This window comes from Allobosea sp. P4_H5 (assembly GCF_056400825.1).
The window spans coordinates 20,067-37,382 of record NZ_JBFUKM010000025.1 but is presented as its reverse complement, the minus strand read 5'-3'; the positions used below and the strand labels follow the sequence as shown (position 1 = coordinate 37,382).

Sequence of the window (17,316 nt, the reverse complement as noted above, 5' to 3'; positions counted from 1 at the left end):
CGGCGGGGCTGCGGCCCTGCGCGTGCTCTCCAGCGACCAGACACTCGGCTTCACCACGCTGGGCCTGCGGGCCGAGGCGCAGCTCGGGGCGATGCCGCTGTTCGCGCGCGCCATGCTCGGCTGGCGCCACGGCTTTGGCGAGCTCACCCCGCAGGCCCGCACCGCCTTCGTCGCCGGAACCACCCCGGCCACGGTCTTCGCAGCCCGGATCGACCGCGAGGCGCTGGTGGCCGAGGCCGGGCTCGACTGGCGCATCTCCCAGGCCACCGCGCTCGGCCTGACCTACTCGGCGGCGATCGGCGAACGCTCCCGCGATCACGCCCTCAAGGGACGCGTCGAGATGCGGTTCTGAAGCGGGAGGCGATCAGCCGCCGTTGGCCGAGCAAGCCTTTCTGCCCTTCCTTTGTTCGGTCGCCTGCGGGCAATGCTCCGAACCCTTCCCCAAGGCGTGGCCCAACAAAAAAAGCCGGCCCGAAGGCCGGCTCTTTCGTCAGCAGAGGACGAACCGCTCAGTTCTTGCGAACGACCGGGCGGACCGGGATCGTCTCGGCCGGGTTGTCCCAGCGATAGGTCAGAGCAGCGGAGACGACGTGGATATAGGGCTCGGCCTGGCCGGTATAGGACACCGCCCGCAGCGACGGATTGAAGACCTGCTGCGGATTGTTGCCGGTATAGTTCACCTTGGCCTTGTTGACGTGGATATAGGTGTAGCCGACGTCGAGCTTGAACTTCTCGGTGAGCTGGTAGCTCAGACCGGCGCTGAGCCAGAGCCGGTCGTTGTCCGAGATGAAGATCTGGCGGTTGTCGTCGTTCACGGCCGAGAGCTCATAAGCCACACCGGCGCGCAGGGTCAGGTCGCGGCTATACTTGTACTCGACACCGCCGGAGAAGAACCAGCTGTCGTCATACTGGAAGTTCAGGCTGGTGACCGGGGTGCCGCCAGCGCGGGTCACGACCGGGATGTTGCGGAACCGGCTCCAGTTCGTCCACTCCACGCCGAGATGAGCCTGCCACTGATCGTTGATGACCTGCGAGACACCCAGCACGACCGAGTCGGGCAGGTTCAGGTTGGCCTTGACCGGAATGTAACCGGTAGCCGCACTCCGCAAGCTACCTTCCAGCGTCTGCTTGACCGAGGAGCGGTAGGCCAAGCCGATCGTCGTGCCGTCGAACGGGGTCAGCGTGGCGCCGAAGCGATAGCCGAAATCGATCGTGTCGCCCTGGATGATGATCGGCGTTGCGGCGGCAGTGACGCCGTTGGCCTGCTTCAGGCTGGCCTTGAAGTACTGCACCTGCAGCGCCGCGCCGATCGAGAGCCAGTCGTTGACCTTGTAGCCGATCGTCGGGGAGACGTTGATCGTCTGCACCCTAGCCGAACGGCCGAAGACCTGCGCCGCATTGACCTGGTTGTCGGGCTTCGAGCGCAGGCCGAACGGCGCGCCGGTGGTAAGACCGATCCAGAACCGGTCGGTCAGCTGCCAGGACGAATAGGAGGCCGGGATGAAGGCGCCATCGCCGCCAATATTACCGGTGCCGAGGGTGCTGCCGCCGGCGGCCTGGATCGGAACCGTGACGCCCGAGGGGGTGCGCACCGTGGTCGTCGAGGTCGGCTGATAGTCGCCGTTGGCATAGAGATAGGTGAAGTTCCACTGGCTGTTGCGGCCCGGGAACATGGTGATCGTCGCCGGGTTCCAGGCCATCGAGCCCATGCCGATGCCGCCCGCCGCCGCGCCGGCATAGGCCATGCCGAGACCTTCGGCGCTCTGGCCCGAGCGGATCGCGAAGGAGCTCGCCGAAGCCGCGCCGGCCGCCAGCAGCGCCGAAAGCGAGACGGTGGCGGCGGTGGTGAGTTTCAGAAGGCTCTTCATCGCGGCGTCTTCCCCAGGCTGAGGTTCTTGTTGTGGCGGTTGCGGCGAAGCAGGCCGCGGAATCTGTCATCACCATGCCGCCTGCCGGTTTCCGCCGCAATCCCGCCTTGATCGCCGCCAAATCGCCTTGCTCGACCGAGTTTCCGCATCGGCAGGGCCAAAAACGTGCAAAAAGGCCGCGTTTCGCGCGCCCCGCGGCAAAGCCGGCGGCCGAAAAGATAGTTTAGATGCGAACTATCGTGGATTTTGCCATTGTGCGTCGCAGCATAGCCCCGACGACAACCTCCGAACTTGGACGCGCTTTCGTGAGGAGCGTTGCATAAGCGCCACAACTCCCGGCACACCCGCAAGCATGGCATGCGTCGCGGCGGGCTTGCATCGCGGGGGCAGTCCGCACAGGATCGGCGCGACCTTCGGTCTTGCTTTACACACCCTGTTTGAAACGATTGAAAAGGGGGAAACGACGTGAAACTGGTTCGTTACGGCGCATTCGGTCAGGAGAAGCCCGGCGTTATCGACTCTGCCGGCAAGCTGCGCGACCTCTCGGCGCATGTCTCCGACCTCGCCGGCGCGGCGCTCAAATCCGCCTCGCTCGCCAAGCTGAAGGCCCTGTCCCCCGAATCACTGCCGCTGGTCGATGGTTCGCCGCGTATCGGCGCTTGCGTCGGCGATGTCCGCAATTTCATCGCCGTCGGCCTCAACTTCGCCGACCATGCCGCCGAGACCGGCGCCGCGATCCCGCCCGAACCGATCCTGTTCAACAAGGCCCCGAACTGCATCGTCGGCCCCAATGACGACGTGATCATCCCGAAGAACTCGAAGAAGACCGACTGGGAGGTCGAGCTCGCCATCGTGATCGGCGACGGCGGCTCCTATATCGCCGAGAAGGACGCGATGGCCGCGATCGCCGGCTTCTGCGTCTGCAACGACGTCTCCGAGCGCGAGTTCCAGACCGAGCGCGGCGGGCAATGGGCCAAGGGCAAGGGCTGCCCGACCTTCGGCCCGCTCGGCCCCTGGCTGGTGACCCCGGACGAGATCGCCGACGTGCAGAATCTCGCCATGTGGCTCGAAGTCGATGGCGAGCGCGTCCAGAACGGCTCGACCAAGACGATGATCTTCGGCGCCGCCTATCTCGTCCACTATATCAGCCAGTTCATGCAGCTCGATCCGGGCGACGTCATCACCACCGGCACCCCGCCCGGCGTCGGCCTCGGCTTCAAGCCGCCGCGTTTCCTCAAGGGCGGCGAGACCGTCGCCCTCGGCATCGAGGGCCTCGGCACGCAGAAGCAGCTCTTCAAGCCCTACGCAGGCTGAAACGGCAGCGGCCGGCCGCCTTTGCWGGCGAGCCGGCCGCGACCTCGATCCAACGTCTAGAGCCGAAAGAAAAAGCGCCGCCGGGGGGCTGTTCGACCTCCCCCCGGCAGCGCTGGCAGCCGTACCCTGGCACGGCTGCTTCAGTCCCTGAGACGCCCATTCGGGCTTGGAAACCTGATCACTTGCGCAGATGCCGGCATCGGCATGCCGGCCGGGACGTCAGACGCATCATCTCTCCGGACGGCGAGATCGAGCCCGTCCTGAGCCGGCCGCTCGATGCTCACCTCGGCGCGCTCACGCTCAAGCCTGCGCCGGCTGCGCGCCAGACGCGCGCCCAACGTATCGAATCCCGGCATCGAATCGCCCCCGCTCTCTAGCCGCCGCGTTCAGCTATGATCGCTAGCAGACATGACCGCATCCCCCATTTGGGGGGTGCAGGCACTGTTTCGTCGGAGTGAAGGAAAACGGAGCCGGATGTGAACCGCTGTCAACTTTCCGGCAGGCCGAGCATCAGGCGGATGTTCTGGACAGCGGCGCCGGAGGCCCCTTTACCGAGATTGTCGAGCCGGGCGACGAGCACGGCCTGGCCGAGATCGGCATTGCCGTAAACGCGCAGCTCGAGCTTGTTGGTATCGTTGAGCGCCTCCGGCTCGAGCTTGCCGCCAGCTTCAGCCGGCAGGACGCTGACATAGGTCGAGCCGGCATAGCGCTCGGCCAGCGCCGCTTCGAGATCGGCGGGCTTGGGCTTCCCGGGCAGGGCATCGAGATGCAACGGCACCGAAACCAGCATGCCCTGCCGGAAATTACCGACCGAGGGCACGAAGATCGGCCGCCGCTCCAGCCGCGAATAGACCTGCAGCTCAGGCAGGTGCTTGTGCTTGAGGCCGAGGCCGTAGAGCTCGAAATCGGGCGCCGTACCGGCCTCATAGGCCTCGATCATGCTCTTGCCGCCGCCGGAATAGCCGGAGACCGCATTGACGGTGACGGGATAGTCGGCCGGCAGCAGCCCGGCATCGACGAGCGGGCGCAGCAGCGCGATGCCGCCGGTCGGATAGCAGCCGGGGTTGGCGACGCGGTTGGCGTTGGCGACCTTTTGCGCGAAGCCCGGCTCGAGCTCGGCGAAGCCATAGGTCCAGTCGGCTGCGACGCGATGGGCGGTCGAGGCGTCGACGATCTTGGGCGCGTCGCTGCCGAGTTCGTCGGCAAGCGCGACGGATTCCTTGGCCGCATCGTCGGGCAGGCAGAGGACGACGAGATCGACGCCCGCCATCATCGCCTTGCGGGCGGCAGGATCCTTGCGCTTGTCGGGATCGATGCTCTTGACCACGACCTCCGCCACGTCGGCGAGGCGCTCGCGGATGCCGAGCCCGGTGGTGCCGGCTTCGCCGTCGATGAAGATGGATTTCAGGTTCTGGCTCATCGGACCCTCGCAAGGCGTCTGGTGGAAGCGGACGGAACTGGTTGGCTGGCTCTGGAACTTGGCCTTGTCGCAAGACCGGACGTCAGTTTTGCGACGGGCATAAAAAAAACCGCGCTCGGGGCGCGGTCGCGGGCGTTCGGGCTAGAAGCCGAGCGTCATCGCGGGCGCGCCGGAGCGGCCTGTTCGGTGCGACGTCGGGTCGGGTTCGTGGTCATGCGGGGCTATATGTTCCCTGCCCGACCGCCTGTCAATCGACGCTGCACACCAAGGACGCCAATCGGTCGTCGATCAGGCGCAGGGCGTCCTCGACCGAAAGGACGGCGGTGTCGACGATCAGCCGATCGCCGGTCCAGGACTGATAATCATGCGTCTCCACCGAGGCCCAGTCGGGGACGGTAAATCCCGGGATATCGGACTTTCGCTGCTCGACCCTGCGGCGATGCTCCGCCTTGTCGGAACAGACAACTTCGATGTCGAGATGCGGCACGGCCGAGGCGCGAGCAAGCTCGCGCCATGCCGCCCTGCTCTCGGCGACCGGGTTCACGCAATCGGCCACGACCGCGACGCCGAGCGAAAGGTTTCCGCCCGCGATCGCCTGAGCGACGGCATAACCCGCCGGGCCGATCTCGCTGTCGGGCGAAGCGGCGCGAAGCACATGCTCGATGCTGTCGATCCGCAGATAGGCCGCCGATCGCCTCGCCGCGAGCTCGCGGGCAAGCGTTGTCTTGCCGCTGCCCGGAAGTCCACTGAAGACGATCAGCACGGATGTCTCCGGTTGGTCAGGTCGGTTTTCCGAATATTTTTAAGCGCTTGATGCCTAGCCTTGTCAGGATGATTCAAGCACCTCGCAACCCGATTCAACCGGCCTTCTTCAGCGCCAGCGCCTGCAGATAGTGCTGCGCCACCGCCGCGCCCGCGATCGCGGTCGCATCGGCATGATCATAGGGCGGCGAGACCTCGACAATGTCCATGCCGCGGAAATCGAGATCGCGGATCGCCCAGACCAGGCGCAGCGCCTCCGCCGAGGAGAACCCGCCGGAAACAGGCGTACCGGTGCCGGGCGCGAAGGCAGGATCGAGCGCGTCGATGTCGAAGGTGAGATAGGCCGGCCCTTGCCCGACCCTCTCCTTGATCCGCGCCGCGATGCCATCCACGCCAAGCGCATGTGCCTGATAGGCATCGATCACTGTGATCCCGCAATCGCGCGGCGCAACGGTGCGGATGCCGACCTGGATCGAGCGCTCGGTGTCGATCAGCCCTTCGCGCACCGCCTCGAGCACGAAGGTACCGTGGCTGATCGCGCCGACGCCGTCATCCCAGGTGTCCTGATGCGCGTCGAACTGGACGATGGCGAGCTTGCCATGGCGGGCGACATGGGCGCGCAGCAGCGGCAGGGTGATGAAATGGTCGCCGCCGAGCGTGACGAGCTGGGCGCCGCTGGCGATGATCGCAGCCGCCTCGCTTTCGATCGCCCGGGCGCAGCCCTGCAGATCGCTGCGCGGCAAGAGGCAATCGCCATAGTCGACCACGGCGAGCGTCTCGAACGGGTCGATGCGCGAGGGATACTGCAGATCGCCGTCGAAGATCGCGCTGACGCGGCGCATCGCCTGCGGCCCGAAGCGGGTGCCCGGCCGGTTCGAGACGGCGAGATCGAACGGCACCCCCCAGACCACGGCATCGCAACCGGCGACGTCCTTGCTGTAGCGGCGGCGCATGAAGGAGAGCGCGCCGGCATAGGTCGGGTCATGGGCCGGGCCCTTGCGGTCGCCGGTGAAGGCGTGGTCGATCGGCGGGATCTGGGCAGGTTCGGTCATGTCAAAAAATCCGTCGGGAAGTCAGCGCCGGCCGTTCAGCCAGACATAGAGACACCAGGGCAGGATCAAAGCGAGCCCGGTCAGGACAAGCCGCAGCGTCGTCCAGACGACCGGATATTGCAGCGCCCTGCCGTCGAGCTCCGGCACCCCATGGATCAGGCCGAGCGCAAAGGCCGGGGCCAGGAAGACGATCAGCGCGTTGACGATCCGACGGCCGCGCGGCAGGTCGGTGCGCGCCAGCGCGAGCAGCGCCGGCACCGCGACCATGCCGAAGGCGATCAGGACGAACAGGACGCGCATGGCGGCTTCCGGTTGAACAGGACGGCAGCCGATTTAGCACGGCCAGCCTGCAGCTCCAGCCGTCTGCGGCTGCTGTGGCAGCCGATTCTGTCGTCTGGCGGGATCTAGCGGCCGCCGCCGACCCGGATGATCGAGCCGACCACGTAGGACGCGGCCTCGGACAGCGCGAACAGCACCGCTTCAGCGATCTCCTCCGGCTCGGCGACGCGCCTCAGCGGGATCGTAGGCGCGATGCGGTCGACGCGGCCGGCATCCCCGGCCGAGAGCGCGTGGATGTCCGTCCGCGTCATGCCGGGCGATACCGCATTGACGCGGATGCCGGCCGGGGCAAGCTCGATCGCCAGGCCGATGGTCATGGAATCGACCGCCGCCTTCGAGGCGGCGTACCAGACGTATTCGTTGGGCGAGCCGAGCCCGGCCGCGATCGAGGAGATGTTGACGATGGCGCGGTTCTTCGCGCCTTCATTGGCGAGCAGGGCCTGAGCCGCCTCGCGCGCGACGAGGATCGCGCCGGTGACGTTGAGGTCGATGCAGGCGCGGATCACCTGCGGGTCCGATTTGGCGAGCGGGCTGCTCTTGCCGGTGATGGCAGCGTTGTTGACCACCGCGGTCAGCGGCCCGAGCGCTGTCTTGGCCTCGGCGAAAACGCGGGTGATGTCGGCGAGGTTCGCCATGTCGCCCTGGATCGCGACCGCCCTCGCTCCTGCCCGGCCGCAGGAAGCGACCACATCGGCCGCCGCCTGCGCATTCCCCTGATAGTTCACGGCGACGTCATAGCCGCGATCGGCGGCAAAGCGGCAGATCGCAGCGCCGATGCCGCGGCTGCCGCCGGTGACGAGAAGGACGGGACGGTCGGACATACGGATGGCTCTCCTTTGAACTCAAGCGATCGGATCGCGGCTGCGTCAGCTGCCGCTGGCAATCGCCTCGATCTTCTCCAGGCCACCAAGCTTCGGCGCGAAGGAAGCCCAGACCTTGCGCGCGCCGGCGTCCCAGCCGGGACGATCCTCCGGCTGCACGACCTTGCCGCCCTCGGCCTTGGCCTTGGCCATCGAGGCGTCCTCGTCGGCGATGATGAGCTCGTCGAAATAGCCCGCGCCTTCTGCAGCTGCGGCCGAGAAGGCCGTCTTGTCCTCAGCCGAGAGGCCCTTCCAGAACGACGCGGAGACGGCGACGACGCCGGTGGCCCAGATATGGCCGGTCTCGATCAGATAGGGCACGACCTCGTGCAGCTTGAAGCCGACATAGGCCGACTTGGTCAGGTCCATGCAGTCGACCACGCCGGTCTTGAGCGCGTTGTAGGTCTCCGGGATCGGGATCGGCGTCGGATAGGCGCCCAAGCCCGACCAGAGTTCGGTGTGTAGCGGGCTCTGGATGACGCGGATGCGCTTGCCCTTGATGCTGGCCGGCGTGGTCAACGGCTCCTTGGCGAGGAGATGGCGGGCGCCGTAATTGATGAAGCCGAGCACGACGAAGCCCTGCGCCTCGTATTTGCGCTTGAGCTCCTCGCCGAGCGGCCCGGCCAGCACGCGCTTCAGATGCTGCCGGTCACGGAAGAGGAAAGGCAAGTCGAGGAGCTGGCCATCCGGCACCCAGGACGACAGCGCCGAGATCGTGAACAGCGAGGCCTGGACCGAGCCGAGCCGCAGGCCCTCCGCGACCTCCTTCTCGCCGCCGAGCGCGGCATTGGGCACGACGCGCAGGTCGAAGCGGCCGGGCGCGCTCTGCGCGAGCTGCTCGGTGACACGGCGCCAGATCTTCGTCTCTGGTTTGTCCTCGCCGAGCAGCGAGGCGACTGTGACCGGCCGGCCGGCGGCGAAGGCGCGGCCCGACAGGATGACTGGTGCCGCGATCGAGGCGGCAGCGAAGGCGCGGCGGGTCAAAGCCATCGGAACAACTCCTTGATGGAGACAGGTAGCGACGGCCAGGCCGCCACCGCAAGACAGAGGACGAAGAGCGCGACCAGCAGGCTCGCCAGCAAGGGCAGCACTGCGCGGAACACCGCAGCCGGCGACAAGCGCATGATTCCGCTGACGACAAAGACGAGGATGCCGAGCGGCGGCGTCAGCCCGTGGATCATCAGGTTGACCACCAGCACGACGCCGAACTGGATCGGATCGAGCCCGGCGGCGATGGCGGCCGGCAGCAGCAGGGGCGCCAGCAAGAGAATCGCCGCGCCGATATCGAGGAAGAGGCCGGCGATCAGCAGGACGAGGTTGGAGAGCAGCATCACCGCAAGCGGCCCGCCGCCGAGTGCGGTCACCAGCCCGGCCATCTGCTCGGAGATGCGGTCAACCGCGAGCAGGAAGGCGAAGGGCGCGGAGGCGCCGATCAGCAATCCGACCGCCGCGGCTTCCCCCGCCGCCTTGCGCAGGGACGCGAGCACGGTCGCTCCATTCAGGCTGCGCAGCAGCAGGCAGGCGACGAGCGCATAGGCGACGGCGAGCGCCGAGGCTTCGGTCACCGTGACCACGCCGAAGCGAATGCCGACCACGACGACGATGCCGAGCCCGATCGCCGGCAACGCGCCGACAAAGGACCGTGCCCGCTCGGCACCGCTGGCGCGAGGTGCGGAATCGACGACGCCGCGGACGCTGAGATGGATGCCGATGGCGAGCGCCAGCGTGAGCACAGCACCCGCGACGAAGCCGCCGACCAGCAGCGAGCCGACCGAGAGATTGGTCGCCGCCGCCAGGATCAGGAAGGCGATCGAGGGTGGGATGATGTTGTCGAGCATCGAGACGCCGGCGACGATCGCAGCGGCGTTAGCGGGCGGATAGCCACGCGCGACCAGAGCCGGCGCCATCACCTTGGCACCGAAGGCGGCATTGGCGACCGAGGAGCCTGAAGCGCCGGAGAACAAGACACTGGCGACCAAAGCGGTCTGGGCCAGCCCGGCCCGGAAATGTCCGACCAGCGCGGCGGCAAAGCGCACCAGCCGCTCGGCGAGGCCGCCCGCGGTCAAGAGTTCGCCGGCGAGCAGGAAGAACGGGATCGCCAGCAGCAGGAATTTCGAGACGCCCGCCACCGTGTTCTGGACGATGGCCGGCTCCGGCAGCAGGCCACCGAAGGCGCCTGAGAGCGAGACGCCGGCCAGGAGCGCAAAGGGCAAAGGCGCACCGAGCAGGAGCCCTGCTGCTGCGGCGAGCCCGGCGATCAGGCTCGGCGTTCCAACGAAAAGGCCGGTCACGCTGTTCGCCAGCCCATAGAGACCCGCGCCGATCACGAGCGCTCCGAGCGCCGCCGGCCAGGATTGCGTCAGCGCTGCCCGCCAGAACACGACGACGAGCGTCAGCCCGCCGCCGACCGCGAAGGTCGCAAAGCGCAGGCTCTCGGGCAGGCCGAGCACGGTCGAGGTGCCGCCAACAAGCGCCGCGACGCTGGCGCCGCCGAGCGCCAGCACCAGCGTACCATGGACGGCGATCGCCTCGGCCAGGATGGCGGCGATGCGCCGTGCCGATGCAGGGAGCAGGTTGACGACGACGTCGAGCCGCATGGCGAGCGCGCTGGTCGCCGCCAGGGGCGCGCCGACGGCCACGAGCGCGACATTGAGCCAGATCGCAAGCTCGTCCGACCAGACGAGGCCATCTCCGAGCAGATAGCGGCGCGTGACCGCGGCCATCACCACGAGGAAAAGCACGGCAAGGATCGCCGCGCCCAGCCATTCGAGGCTCGCCACGAGCAGAGCGAGCCCGCGTGCCTCCCGCGGCTGGGCGGATGGCTGGGTCGGCGCAGCAGCCATGGCAGTGCCCGGCACGGCTCAGCGCAGCGGCGAGAAATGCGTCGGCCGCAGGATCCGGCTGCGCATCTCGAGGACGTAAGGGGCCGCCTTGGCGCGGAAGATCTGCCAGCGCGGATCGGCTTCCATCGCGGCGCGSCGGCGCTCGCGATCGCCGGCATCCTCGAAGCGCCACATATGCACGACCTCGTTGACGACGCCGCTATCGGTGGTGAACCAGCCGATCAGATGGCCGAGATGGGAGATCTGCAATTCCATCCCCTCGGCGACATAGAGGTCGAGATAGTCGCGCACATGCGCGGGCTTGATGGCGTAGGTGCGCTCGTCGAGGATCATCGTCCTGCCGGTCCCTGATGGCGAAGCCGCCCAGCGGCCGAGCGATCAGTAGCCGTCTTCATGGCAAAGCCCAACCGGCGCGGCTCCGGCCGAGCCTGCGATCGGCGCATGACGGCGGCCCATCACAGCCGGCGAACGGCTGCCGGTGACGGGACTTCGCGCGGGACCCGCGCCACGGAGAAGAATGAACTACGATTGAGCCGTCCAGGAGCAACATCTTGCTTTTTTTGAGCGACCGGGCGCTCAGCCGCCATGCAGATAAAGATCGGCCCCGGCATCGCCGCGATAGCCCGGTTCGGCCAGCACGAATCCGGCTTGTCGCAGCAGATGCACCGAGGCGCCATTGTCCGGATCGACCGTGGCTCTCACCGGCGTGATGCCGCGCTCCGCCGCGAAAGTAACCAGGCCAGCGAGCAATTCCTTGCCTAATCCCCTGCCCCAGCTCGCTCGCCGCAGCCCGTAGATCACTTCCTGCGTGCCGTCGCCCGGCCGGGCGAAGCCGGCCCAGCCGATCAATTCGCCGCCGGCGCGCTCGACCACGGCGCCGGTGCCGTAGCCGAAGCGTTCGAGATTGGCGGCCGAGCGCTTGATCCAGAGCGCAGCGACATCAGGCGCAAGCGGTTGCCCATCATCGACGAAGCGATGGACCTCCGGGTCGGCAAAGAGCGCGACAAGCGACGGGGCGTCGGCCTGCATGAAAGGCCTGACGACAAGTCGCACCATTTCAAGCTGCGATGCGTGGATCATGGGGCTGACTTAAATAGCCCGAGGCGGCACGAACCCGACAGGAACTGCAGCTCCTCATCCGCACCCGTCAGATGGAGGCCCGGGACCGGAGGCTATTCTTCTTCGGAGCTATAAGGTCGTTCGGCGCGGGAGGGCCGCTGCCCCGCCTGGCGTTCGTAGCGGCGGTCGCGATCGCGATCCTGCGTCATGACGCAGTTGGCGTATGCGTCGGTGCCGCGCTGGAAGCCATAGGCGTCGCAGCGCGAGCGGTCCTCGACGACCGGGTCCGGCGTGCTCGCGCAAGCACTGAGCGCCAGGGTGAGAGCAGATGCAGCGATGATCCTCATGAGGCGAGGATGGAAATGCCGCATGGCTGCTTTGGGGCGACAATCCGGCGGCTATGGGGAGAGAACTGCGCCGGCTCACGGCGTCAGCGATCGGTGCTCTCGGCAGCGCTTTCGAGAATCCTGACAGTCTCTTCCAGGCTTTCCTTCACACCGAGCTGGAAGTCCTTGCGGAAGGCGATGATCGTGTCGGGGGGCTGGCCCTTGAAGGTGTAGACGACGCTGACCTGGTCGGGATTGACATAGACGGGCTTGCCGTCGCTGGGCGAGGTGAACTTGCAGAGTTTTGGCACGGGTTCTCTCCGGGACGACCGAGCGATTCACCGAACCCTAGCAAAAAACGGAGGCCCCGCCCCCTCTTAGGAAGCGGGGCCTGCAGTATCAGCGCGCGATACGGGGACGCCCGCCGCAGAACTGCTGCTGGACCGCGCGCTCGTAGCCGAGCTCGCGGTCATAGACCATGACGGTGCGGGTCAGGCAGTCGCCATCCTGCACCAGCCCGGTGTTGATGAGCCGGCCGTTGGGATCGGCGACGACGGTCGGGCCGCAGGCCGCTGCTGCGGACGCAAGGCCAAGGGCGATTATGAACTTCGCGGTACGGGTCATGTCAGCCGCTCACATATAGAGGCCGCGGCCACAACGGCGCACGCGCCGGTTCTCGTAGTAGCCGGTGTAGCGGTTGAAGACTCGCACCGTCTTGTAGAGGCAGTATTTGCCGTCGTTGCGACCGTCGTAATAGGTCCGGCCGGTATCCATGTCGACGCCAAGGAATTCGTCCTTGCCCTTCTTGCCCTGGGCGAAGGCCGGAGCGGCCGCGAGGCTGAGAGCAGCGAACCCTGCTGCGGCGATGGCTATCTTGAGCATGGCATTTCTCCTGTCTTGCGGCGGAAATATGTCCAGCACCGCTTGCCGCGGCTTGCGTCGGTCAGGACCGTTTTCGCGCGCGCCCCGCATGTTTATCCATGGTGAGCAGCCAGATCGGCAGGCAGATCACCGCTCTTCCCCCCATGAACGCATAGCAGATCAGCTTGCGGCTTTGCTACCCGCAACGCGCCGCAATCTGGCCACGATTATGCCACGAGCCAGAATCGATGATTTCGCGAGATGTCGATGCGTGCCCGCAAGCCCATGCGTCCGGCCGGAGCGCCCCGCCCGCCAGACCGGTCAGTGCGGGCTGAACGAGGCGTAGCGCATGATCTTGACGTCCTGCTGGACGAAGGTGCCGCGGTTGCCGCGCCGGAACTCGTGCCACGCCGGATCGGCGTCGAGCTTCGCCCGCCTCTCCTCGCGATCGGCAAGGCTGTCATAGACCCAGATGTAGAGGACCTCATTGAGCCGCCCGATCTCGCTGACGAAGACACCGAGCAGCCGCCCAAGGTACTTTTGCTGCACCGGCAGCCCCAGCTGCCGGTAACGCTCGAGATATTCTTCGGTCCGCCCGTGCTCGACGACATAGGTCCGGTGCTCGATGATCATGGCGAGAGTGATCCTGCTCAGGCTGATGGCTTAGGTGGGGTCAGAACGGCGCCCGAAGTGAAGAAGGCGTCGAGATTGGCGATGACCAGCGCTTCCATGGCGCGCCGCGTCTCATGCGTGCTCGCGGCGATGTGAGGGAGAAGCACGACCTTATCGCTCTCGATAAGCTCCGCCGGCACGTTCGGCTCGTCGGCATAGACGTCGAGGCCCGCACCAGCGATGTTGCCCGCGACGAGAGCCTCGACCAGGGCAGCCTCGTCAACGACGCTGCCGCGCGCGACATTGACGAGGAAGCCGTCGCGACCAAGCGCTTCGAGCACGGCCGCCGAGACGAGATGGCGCGTCGCCGGACCGCCGCTGCAGGACAGGACGAGGATATCGGCCCAGCGCGCCAGATCGATCAGGTCGGGGACGAAACCATAGGGCACATCGGCCTGCCGGCGCCGGCCGAAATAGCGGATATCCATGCGGAAACCGGCAGCGCGGCGCGCGATCTCGCGGCCGATCTTGCCGAGGCCGACGATGCCGAGGCGCTTGCCCGTCGCCTGCGTCGCAAGTGGAAAGGCGCCGGCCTTCCAGCGTCCTTCGCGCACGAAGCGGTCGGCGTTCACGAGCTGCCGCGTCGTCGCCAGGATCAGCCCGAAGGCGGTGTCCGCAACGCAGTCATTGAGGACATCGGGCGTGATCGCGACCTGGACGCCGAACCGGGCGGCCGCCGCCAGATCGAGCTTCTCGGTGCCGACGCCGAACGAGGCGACCACGCCGCCGGAGATCGCCGCGAACAGCTCCGCCGAGCAGGCATGGCGCGCCATGGTGACCGCGCCGGCGAAAGCGCCGTGATGACTGGCGAGGAAGCCGGCCGGATCGGCCTCCTGCCAGAGCGGATGCACGGCGAAGCGCTCGCGCGCCGCTTTGCTCAGCCCTGGCGGCAGCGGGCCGATTTCGAGAAGGCGGGGCGTTGAGCTAGGCATGGCGTGTCGAGCCTCGGCATTGCAAAAGCCTCCGCAGCGTGCCGGTACGGGCAGTCAGTGCCCTGCCCTCGGCGTGCCGCGGCGAAAGCGGCCTCAGACGCGCAACAGAGCAAGATACCGCTCCGCGATGCGCTGTCCGAGTTCGGTGAGTTCGGCGGCCGCGCGCGCTTCCGCCTCAGTGGAGAGCGCCGCGGTCGGTATCGTGCGGGCGAGACTGCCGACGACGCGCGAGCCGTCGGGCGGCAGGATCGGCACGGCGACGCCGCTGAGATAGGGCGTGATCCGGCCATGGCTGGTGGCGTAGCCGGCGCGCCGGATCGTCGCCATGGCGCGGCGGAACTGGTCCCAGCTGTCGCCGAGGCCCGCCGCTGCGATCTCCGCGGGGCTGCGCAGATAGATCTCGCGGATGCGATGGGCCGAGAGATAGGGCAGCAAAGCCAGCGAGGCCGCGCCCTGGAACAGCGGGAAAGGCAGCCCGCGCGCCCGGCGGATGATGACCCGCTTGCCGTCATGCTCCAGCGCGTCGGGCCCCTCCTTGAAAATGCAGAGCACCTTGTCGCCATAGAGGCTGTGCAGCAGCAACGCGGTGTTGTCGCAAGGCTGCCCGTGCAGCACCTCCTGCCCGGCCCGGTAGAGCGGATCGGTCAGCGCGACCAGGCGCTCGAGCTCGATGATGCGCGCGCCCAGGCCATAGCTGCCGTTCGAGGCCGGGCTGAGCAGGCCGACATCGCTCAATTCCTTCAGATAGCGATAGGCGGTCGACCGGCTGCAGCCGAGCTGGGCGATGATCTCCTCGACCGCCACCAGCGGCGTCGACAACGAGAACATGTCGAGCACGCTCAAGGCCCGGCCGAGGCTGCTCAGCAGCGACTCGCCCTCCTTCGCTGCACCATCGCCGGGCTCGGCGACATCCTCGATCGTCTCGACCAGGAAGGCCTCGTTCGACACACCTCGCCCCTTCACATCAAATCCCATAATACGAGATCATTCCTCTCTTTCGAGAGCTAGCAGAGCTCCTTCGCTTTGCCAAGTGAGACGAAATCCACGCCTTTCCAAAGCGTTATGAGCGAAACTCACGCATATCCAAAAAAATCTCATAATACGGGATCGTTGACGAAGCACTTATTGTAGGACAGCATCCCGGCCAACCGAGAAGGATGGACGGGGTGGAGATCGCCTTTCTGACGCCGGTGATGCCTGAGGTGCGCGCGGCCATCGCCGCCTGCGCCCATGCGGACCAGCGTCTCCGTTTCGCGGAAAGCGAGGCGCGCCAGGAACAGCTCGCATTGGTGCGGGCTGTCAGCCCCATCGTTCCGGCCGGGCTCCCTCCAGCATCCGCAGGCGCCTTTCCATGACCAAGCCCCTGACCGGCCGCGTGCCGCCGGAAGCCATCCGGCGGACCGAGTTGCCACGCCTGTCGCCCGATCTGCTGCAGCGCTATGGCGCGCTCTCCGACCTGACCAGCGCGGTCTGCGACGCGATGGACAATCTCGGTCTGTTCGGCGCGATTCCGGCCTCGACGCTGGCGCCGACGCTGGCGAGCGGCCGCGTCGTCGGTCAGGCCGTCACGGTGCGCAATGTCGAGCGGCCGCAGAGCGCGACCGCCGCCGCCGCGAGCCGGGTCGGCAAGATGGGCGAGCACGAGGCCTACAACCAGGCCGAGCCTGGCGACGTCGTCGTCATCGAAGGGCTGACCGGGCTGTCGAATATGGGCGGCCAGTCGGCCTCCGTCGCCCATCGTGCCGGCTGCGTCGGCGCCGTGATCGACGGCTCGTTCCGTGATCCCGATTCCTCGCGCGAGCGCAGTTTCCCGATCTGGTCGCGCGGCGTCACGCCGATCACCGGCAAATGGCGGCTGGAGACGGTCGAGATCAACGGCCGCGTCCGCATTGCCGGCGTCTCGGTCGATGCCGGCGACCTCGTCGTCGCGGACGAGGCCGGCATCGTCTTCGTGCCCTTCGCCGAAGTCGAGGCCGTGCTGCGCGAGGCCGAGAAGATCGACGCCGGCGACAATCGCCAGAAGAGCGACATCGCGGCTGGCATCGACCTGAAGACGCTCGCCGCCACCAAATACAAGTGAGGCTTTGACGATGACCGTGGAAGACGATGTCGAGGTCCGTTGCGCCGTGCAGAGCGCCGATATCCTCGGCGAAACGCCGCGCTGGTGCGAGCGGACGAAGCGGCTGTGGTGGGTCGATGTGCGCCGGCCGGCACTGCAATCCTATGACCCGGTCACCGACAGGCACGAGGCCCGCCGGCTGCAGGCCGACCTGATGATCGGCTCGATCGCGCCGCGCGAGGCCGGCGGTTTCGTGATGGGCACCAATAGCGGCATCTATATCTACGATCCCGCGACGAGCGAACCGCCCAGGCGGATCGCCGATCCGGTCGGTGACGTCCCCGGCATGCGGCTCAACGACGGGCGCTGCGATCCGCGCGGGCGCTTCTGGGTCGGCAGCATGCACGACCACAACCGTGTCCCAGTCGGTGTGCTCTACCGGCTCGACGCCGACCATGGCTGCAAGGCGATGCATGACGGCTTCGTGCTGCCGAACTCGATCGCCTGGAGTCCGGATGGCGGCACAATGTACTTCGCCGACACGCATAACCAGACGAGCTTCGCGTTCGACTACGACCTGGATGAAGGCACGATCAGCAACCGGCGCGCCTTCGCCGACTGGACGCACCAACTCGGCCGGCCCGACGGCGCGACCGTCGACGTGGAAGGCTATCTCTGGACCTGCATGGTCGCGACCGGCCACCTCGTGCGCCAGGCGCCGGACGGGAGCGTCGACCGGATCATCCAGTTGCCGGTGACCAACCCGACCTGCCCCGTCTTCGGCGGCAAGGACCTCGCCACGCTCTACATCACCAGCCACTCGCAGCGCCTGGCGCCGGAGACGCTCGCGGTTGAGCCGCTCGCCGGCGCCCTGCTGGCGCTCGATGTCGGCGTGCGCGGCCTGCCCGAGCCGCGCTTCGCGGGCTGAAAAAACAACGCAGTCTGGGAG

22 protein-coding genes are annotated in these 17,316 nt (G+C 67.1%); 5 read left to right on the top strand and 17 right to left on the bottom strand.

Annotated elements, in window-relative coordinates:
- A partial coding sequence (locus AC1DS0_RS30360; protein ID WP_476817925.1) for an autotransporter outer membrane beta-barrel domain-containing protein occupies positions 1-352 on the top strand: 352 nt, incomplete at its 5' end.
- Between the two features lie 157 nt (positions 353-509).
- On the opposite strand, the gene AC1DS0_RS30355 is transcribed toward AC1DS0_RS30360, so the two are convergent.
- A complete protein-coding gene (locus AC1DS0_RS30355) occupies positions 510-1,868 on the bottom strand; it encodes an OmpP1/FadL family transporter (protein ID WP_476817924.1) in 1,359 nt (452 codons plus the stop codon).
- Between the two features lie 465 nt (positions 1,869-2,333).
- Here AC1DS0_RS30355 and AC1DS0_RS30350 point away from each other — a divergent pair, with 465 nt between their 5' ends.
- Positions 2,334-3,182, top strand: coding sequence for a fumarylacetoacetate hydrolase family protein (locus AC1DS0_RS30350; RefSeq protein WP_476817923.1), 849 nt, complete (start codon positions 2,334-2,336; stop codon positions 3,180-3,182).
- A gap of 487 nt (positions 3,183-3,669) precedes the next feature.
- On the opposite strand, the gene argC is transcribed toward AC1DS0_RS30350, so the two are convergent.
- The 16 genes from argC to AC1DS0_RS30270 form a co-directional block, all read right to left on the bottom strand.
- Positions 3,670-4,602 carry an N-acetyl-gamma-glutamyl-phosphate reductase gene (gene argC / locus AC1DS0_RS30345; RefSeq protein ID WP_476817922.1) on the bottom strand — a complete coding sequence of 311 codons (933 nt, stop codon included), beginning with the start codon at positions 4,600-4,602 and terminating at the stop codon, positions 3,670-3,672.
- Between the two features lie 247 nt (positions 4,603-4,849).
- Positions 4,850-5,365: a P-loop nucleotide/nucleoside kinase family protein gene (locus tag AC1DS0_RS30340; RefSeq protein WP_476817921.1), complete on the bottom strand. Its 516-nt coding sequence runs from the start codon at positions 5,363-5,365 to the stop codon at positions 4,850-4,852.
- 94 nt (positions 5,366-5,459) lie between these two features.
- Positions 5,460-6,416, bottom strand: coding sequence for an agmatinase (gene speB / locus AC1DS0_RS30335; RefSeq protein ID WP_476817920.1), 957 nt, complete (start codon positions 6,414-6,416; stop codon positions 5,460-5,462).
- A gap of 21 nt (positions 6,417-6,437) precedes the next feature.
- On the bottom strand, positions 6,438-6,716 hold the full coding sequence (locus tag AC1DS0_RS30330) for a hypothetical protein (protein ID WP_476817919.1): 279 nt from the start codon (positions 6,714-6,716) through the stop codon (positions 6,438-6,440).
- 104 nt (positions 6,717-6,820) lie between these two features.
- Positions 6,821-7,576 carry an SDR family oxidoreductase gene (locus AC1DS0_RS30325; protein ID WP_476817918.1) on the bottom strand — a complete coding sequence of 252 codons (756 nt, stop codon included), beginning with the start codon at positions 7,574-7,576 and terminating at the stop codon, positions 6,821-6,823.
- Between the two features lie 45 nt (positions 7,577-7,621).
- The gene (locus AC1DS0_RS30320) at positions 7,622-8,605 is read right to left on the bottom strand and encodes a TRAP transporter substrate-binding protein (RefSeq protein WP_476817917.1); all 984 of its coding nucleotides are present in this window, start codon (positions 8,603-8,605) and stop codon (positions 7,622-7,624) included.
- The gene (locus AC1DS0_RS30315; RefSeq protein ID WP_476817916.1) at positions 8,596-10,458 is read right to left on the bottom strand and encodes a TRAP transporter large permease; all 1,863 of its coding nucleotides are present in this window, start codon (positions 10,456-10,458) and stop codon (positions 8,596-8,598) included. Before AC1DS0_RS30315 ends, AC1DS0_RS30320 begins: the two co-directional genes overlap by 10 nt.
- An 18-nt stretch (positions 10,459-10,476) precedes the next feature.
- Positions 10,477-10,791: an NIPSNAP family protein gene (locus tag AC1DS0_RS30310; protein WP_476817915.1), complete on the bottom strand. Its 315-nt coding sequence runs from the start codon at positions 10,789-10,791 to the stop codon at positions 10,477-10,479.
- Between the two features lie 243 nt (positions 10,792-11,034).
- Positions 11,035-11,514, bottom strand: coding sequence for a GNAT family N-acetyltransferase (locus AC1DS0_RS30305; RefSeq protein WP_476817914.1), 480 nt, complete (start codon positions 11,512-11,514; stop codon positions 11,035-11,037).
- Positions 11,515-11,630: 116 nt separating this feature from the next.
- Positions 11,631-11,864 carry a hypothetical protein gene (locus AC1DS0_RS30300; RefSeq protein WP_476817913.1) on the bottom strand — a complete coding sequence of 78 codons (234 nt, stop codon included), beginning with the start codon at positions 11,862-11,864 and terminating at the stop codon, positions 11,631-11,633.
- Positions 11,865-11,947: 83 nt separating this feature from the next.
- The gene (locus tag AC1DS0_RS30295; protein ID WP_476817912.1) at positions 11,948-12,154 is read right to left on the bottom strand and encodes a hypothetical protein; all 207 of its coding nucleotides are present in this window, start codon (positions 12,152-12,154) and stop codon (positions 11,948-11,950) included.
- Between the two features lie 88 nt (positions 12,155-12,242).
- Positions 12,243-12,467, bottom strand: a complete 225-nt coding sequence (locus AC1DS0_RS30290) for a hypothetical protein (RefSeq protein ID WP_476817911.1) — start codon at positions 12,465-12,467, stop codon at positions 12,243-12,245.
- A 9-nt stretch (positions 12,468-12,476) separates the two neighbouring features.
- The gene (locus AC1DS0_RS30285) at positions 12,477-12,725 is read right to left on the bottom strand and encodes a hypothetical protein (protein WP_152014328.1); all 249 of its coding nucleotides are present in this window, start codon (positions 12,723-12,725) and stop codon (positions 12,477-12,479) included.
- Between the two features lie 300 nt (positions 12,726-13,025).
- Positions 13,026-13,337 carry an NIPSNAP family protein gene (locus AC1DS0_RS30280; RefSeq protein ID WP_152014327.1) on the bottom strand — a complete coding sequence of 104 codons (312 nt, stop codon included), beginning with the start codon at positions 13,335-13,337 and terminating at the stop codon, positions 13,026-13,028.
- A 17-nt stretch (positions 13,338-13,354) separates the two neighbouring features.
- Positions 13,355-14,308, bottom strand: a complete 954-nt coding sequence (locus tag AC1DS0_RS30275; RefSeq protein ID WP_476817910.1) for a 2-hydroxyacid dehydrogenase — start codon at positions 14,306-14,308, stop codon at positions 13,355-13,357.
- Positions 14,309-14,401: 93 nt separating this feature from the next.
- Positions 14,402-15,256, bottom strand: a complete 855-nt coding sequence (locus tag AC1DS0_RS30270) for an IclR family transcriptional regulator (protein ID WP_476817909.1) — start codon at positions 15,254-15,256, stop codon at positions 14,402-14,404.
- Between the two features lie 218 nt (positions 15,257-15,474).
- Here AC1DS0_RS30270 and AC1DS0_RS30265 point away from each other — a divergent pair, with 218 nt between their 5' ends.
- The 3 genes from AC1DS0_RS30265 to AC1DS0_RS30255 are packed head-to-tail and all read left to right on the top strand — an operon-like array spanning position 15,475 to position 17,295.
- Positions 15,475-15,663: a hypothetical protein gene (locus tag AC1DS0_RS30265; protein ID WP_476817908.1), complete on the top strand. Its 189-nt coding sequence runs from the start codon at positions 15,475-15,477 to the stop codon at positions 15,661-15,663.
- Positions 15,660-16,388, top strand: a complete 729-nt coding sequence (locus tag AC1DS0_RS30260) for an RraA family protein (RefSeq protein WP_476817907.1) — start codon at positions 15,660-15,662, stop codon at positions 16,386-16,388. The genes AC1DS0_RS30265 and AC1DS0_RS30260 overlap by 4 nt, the downstream gene beginning before the upstream one ends.
- 10 nt (positions 16,389-16,398) lie before the next feature.
- Positions 16,399-17,295 (top strand): SMP-30/gluconolactonase/LRE family protein, encoded by an 897-nt coding sequence (locus AC1DS0_RS30255; RefSeq protein ID WP_476817906.1) that lies wholly within the window; start codon positions 16,399-16,401, stop codon positions 17,293-17,295.
- The last annotated feature ends 21 nt before the right edge of the window (positions 17,296-17,316 follow it).

What these genes read in the sequence shown, in the direction of transcription:
- AC1DS0_RS30355 (WP_476817924.1), bottom strand. Translation starts at nt 1,868, where the DNA reads ATGAAGAGCCTTCTGAAACTCACCACCGCCGCCACCGTCTCGCTTTCG.
- argC (WP_476817922.1), bottom strand. Translation starts at nt 4,602, where the DNA reads ATGAGCCAGAACCTGAAATCCATCTTCATCGACGGCGAAGCCGGCACC.
- speB (WP_476817920.1), bottom strand. Translation starts at nt 6,416, where the DNA reads ATGACCGAACCTGCCCAGATCCCGCCGATCGACCACGCCTTCACCGGC.
- AC1DS0_RS30330 (WP_476817919.1), bottom strand. Translation starts at nt 6,716, where the DNA reads ATGCGCGTCCTGTTCGTCCTGATCGCCTTCGGCATGGTCGCGGTGCCG.
- AC1DS0_RS30325 (WP_476817918.1), bottom strand. Translation starts at nt 7,576, where the DNA reads ATGTCCGACCGTCCCGTCCTTCTCGTCACCGGCGGCAGCCGCGGCATC.
- AC1DS0_RS30320 (WP_476817917.1), bottom strand. Translation starts at nt 8,605, where the DNA reads ATGGCTTTGACCCGCCGCGCCTTCGCTGCCGCCTCGATCGCGGCACCA.
- AC1DS0_RS30315 (WP_476817916.1), bottom strand. Translation starts at nt 10,458, where the DNA reads ATGGCTGCTGCGCCGACCCAGCCATCCGCCCAGCCGCGGGAGGCACGC.
- AC1DS0_RS30305 (WP_476817914.1), bottom strand. Translation starts at nt 11,514, where the DNA reads ATGGTGCGACTTGTCGTCAGGCCTTTCATGCAGGCCGACGCCCCGTCG.
- AC1DS0_RS30300 (WP_476817913.1), bottom strand. Translation starts at nt 11,864, where the DNA reads ATGAGGATCATCGCTGCATCTGCTCTCACCCTGGCGCTCAGTGCTTGC.
- AC1DS0_RS30290 (WP_476817911.1), bottom strand. Translation starts at nt 12,467, where the DNA reads ATGACCCGTACCGCGAAGTTCATAATCGCCCTTGGCCTTGCGTCCGCA.
- AC1DS0_RS30285 (WP_152014328.1), bottom strand. Translation starts at nt 12,725, where the DNA reads ATGCTCAAGATAGCCATCGCCGCAGCAGGGTTCGCTGCTCTCAGCCTC.
- AC1DS0_RS30280 (WP_152014327.1), bottom strand. Translation starts at nt 13,337, where the DNA reads ATGATCATCGAGCACCGGACCTATGTCGTCGAGCACGGGCGGACCGAA.
- AC1DS0_RS30275 (WP_476817910.1), bottom strand. Translation starts at nt 14,308, where the DNA reads ATGCCTAGCTCAACGCCCCGCCTTCTCGAAATCGGCCCGCTGCCGCCA.
- AC1DS0_RS30260 (WP_476817907.1), top strand. Translation starts at nt 15,660, where the DNA reads ATGACCAAGCCCCTGACCGGCCGCGTGCCGCCGGAAGCCATCCGGCGG.
- AC1DS0_RS30255 (WP_476817906.1), top strand. Translation starts at nt 16,399, where the DNA reads ATGACCGTGGAAGACGATGTCGAGGTCCGTTGCGCCGTGCAGAGCGCC.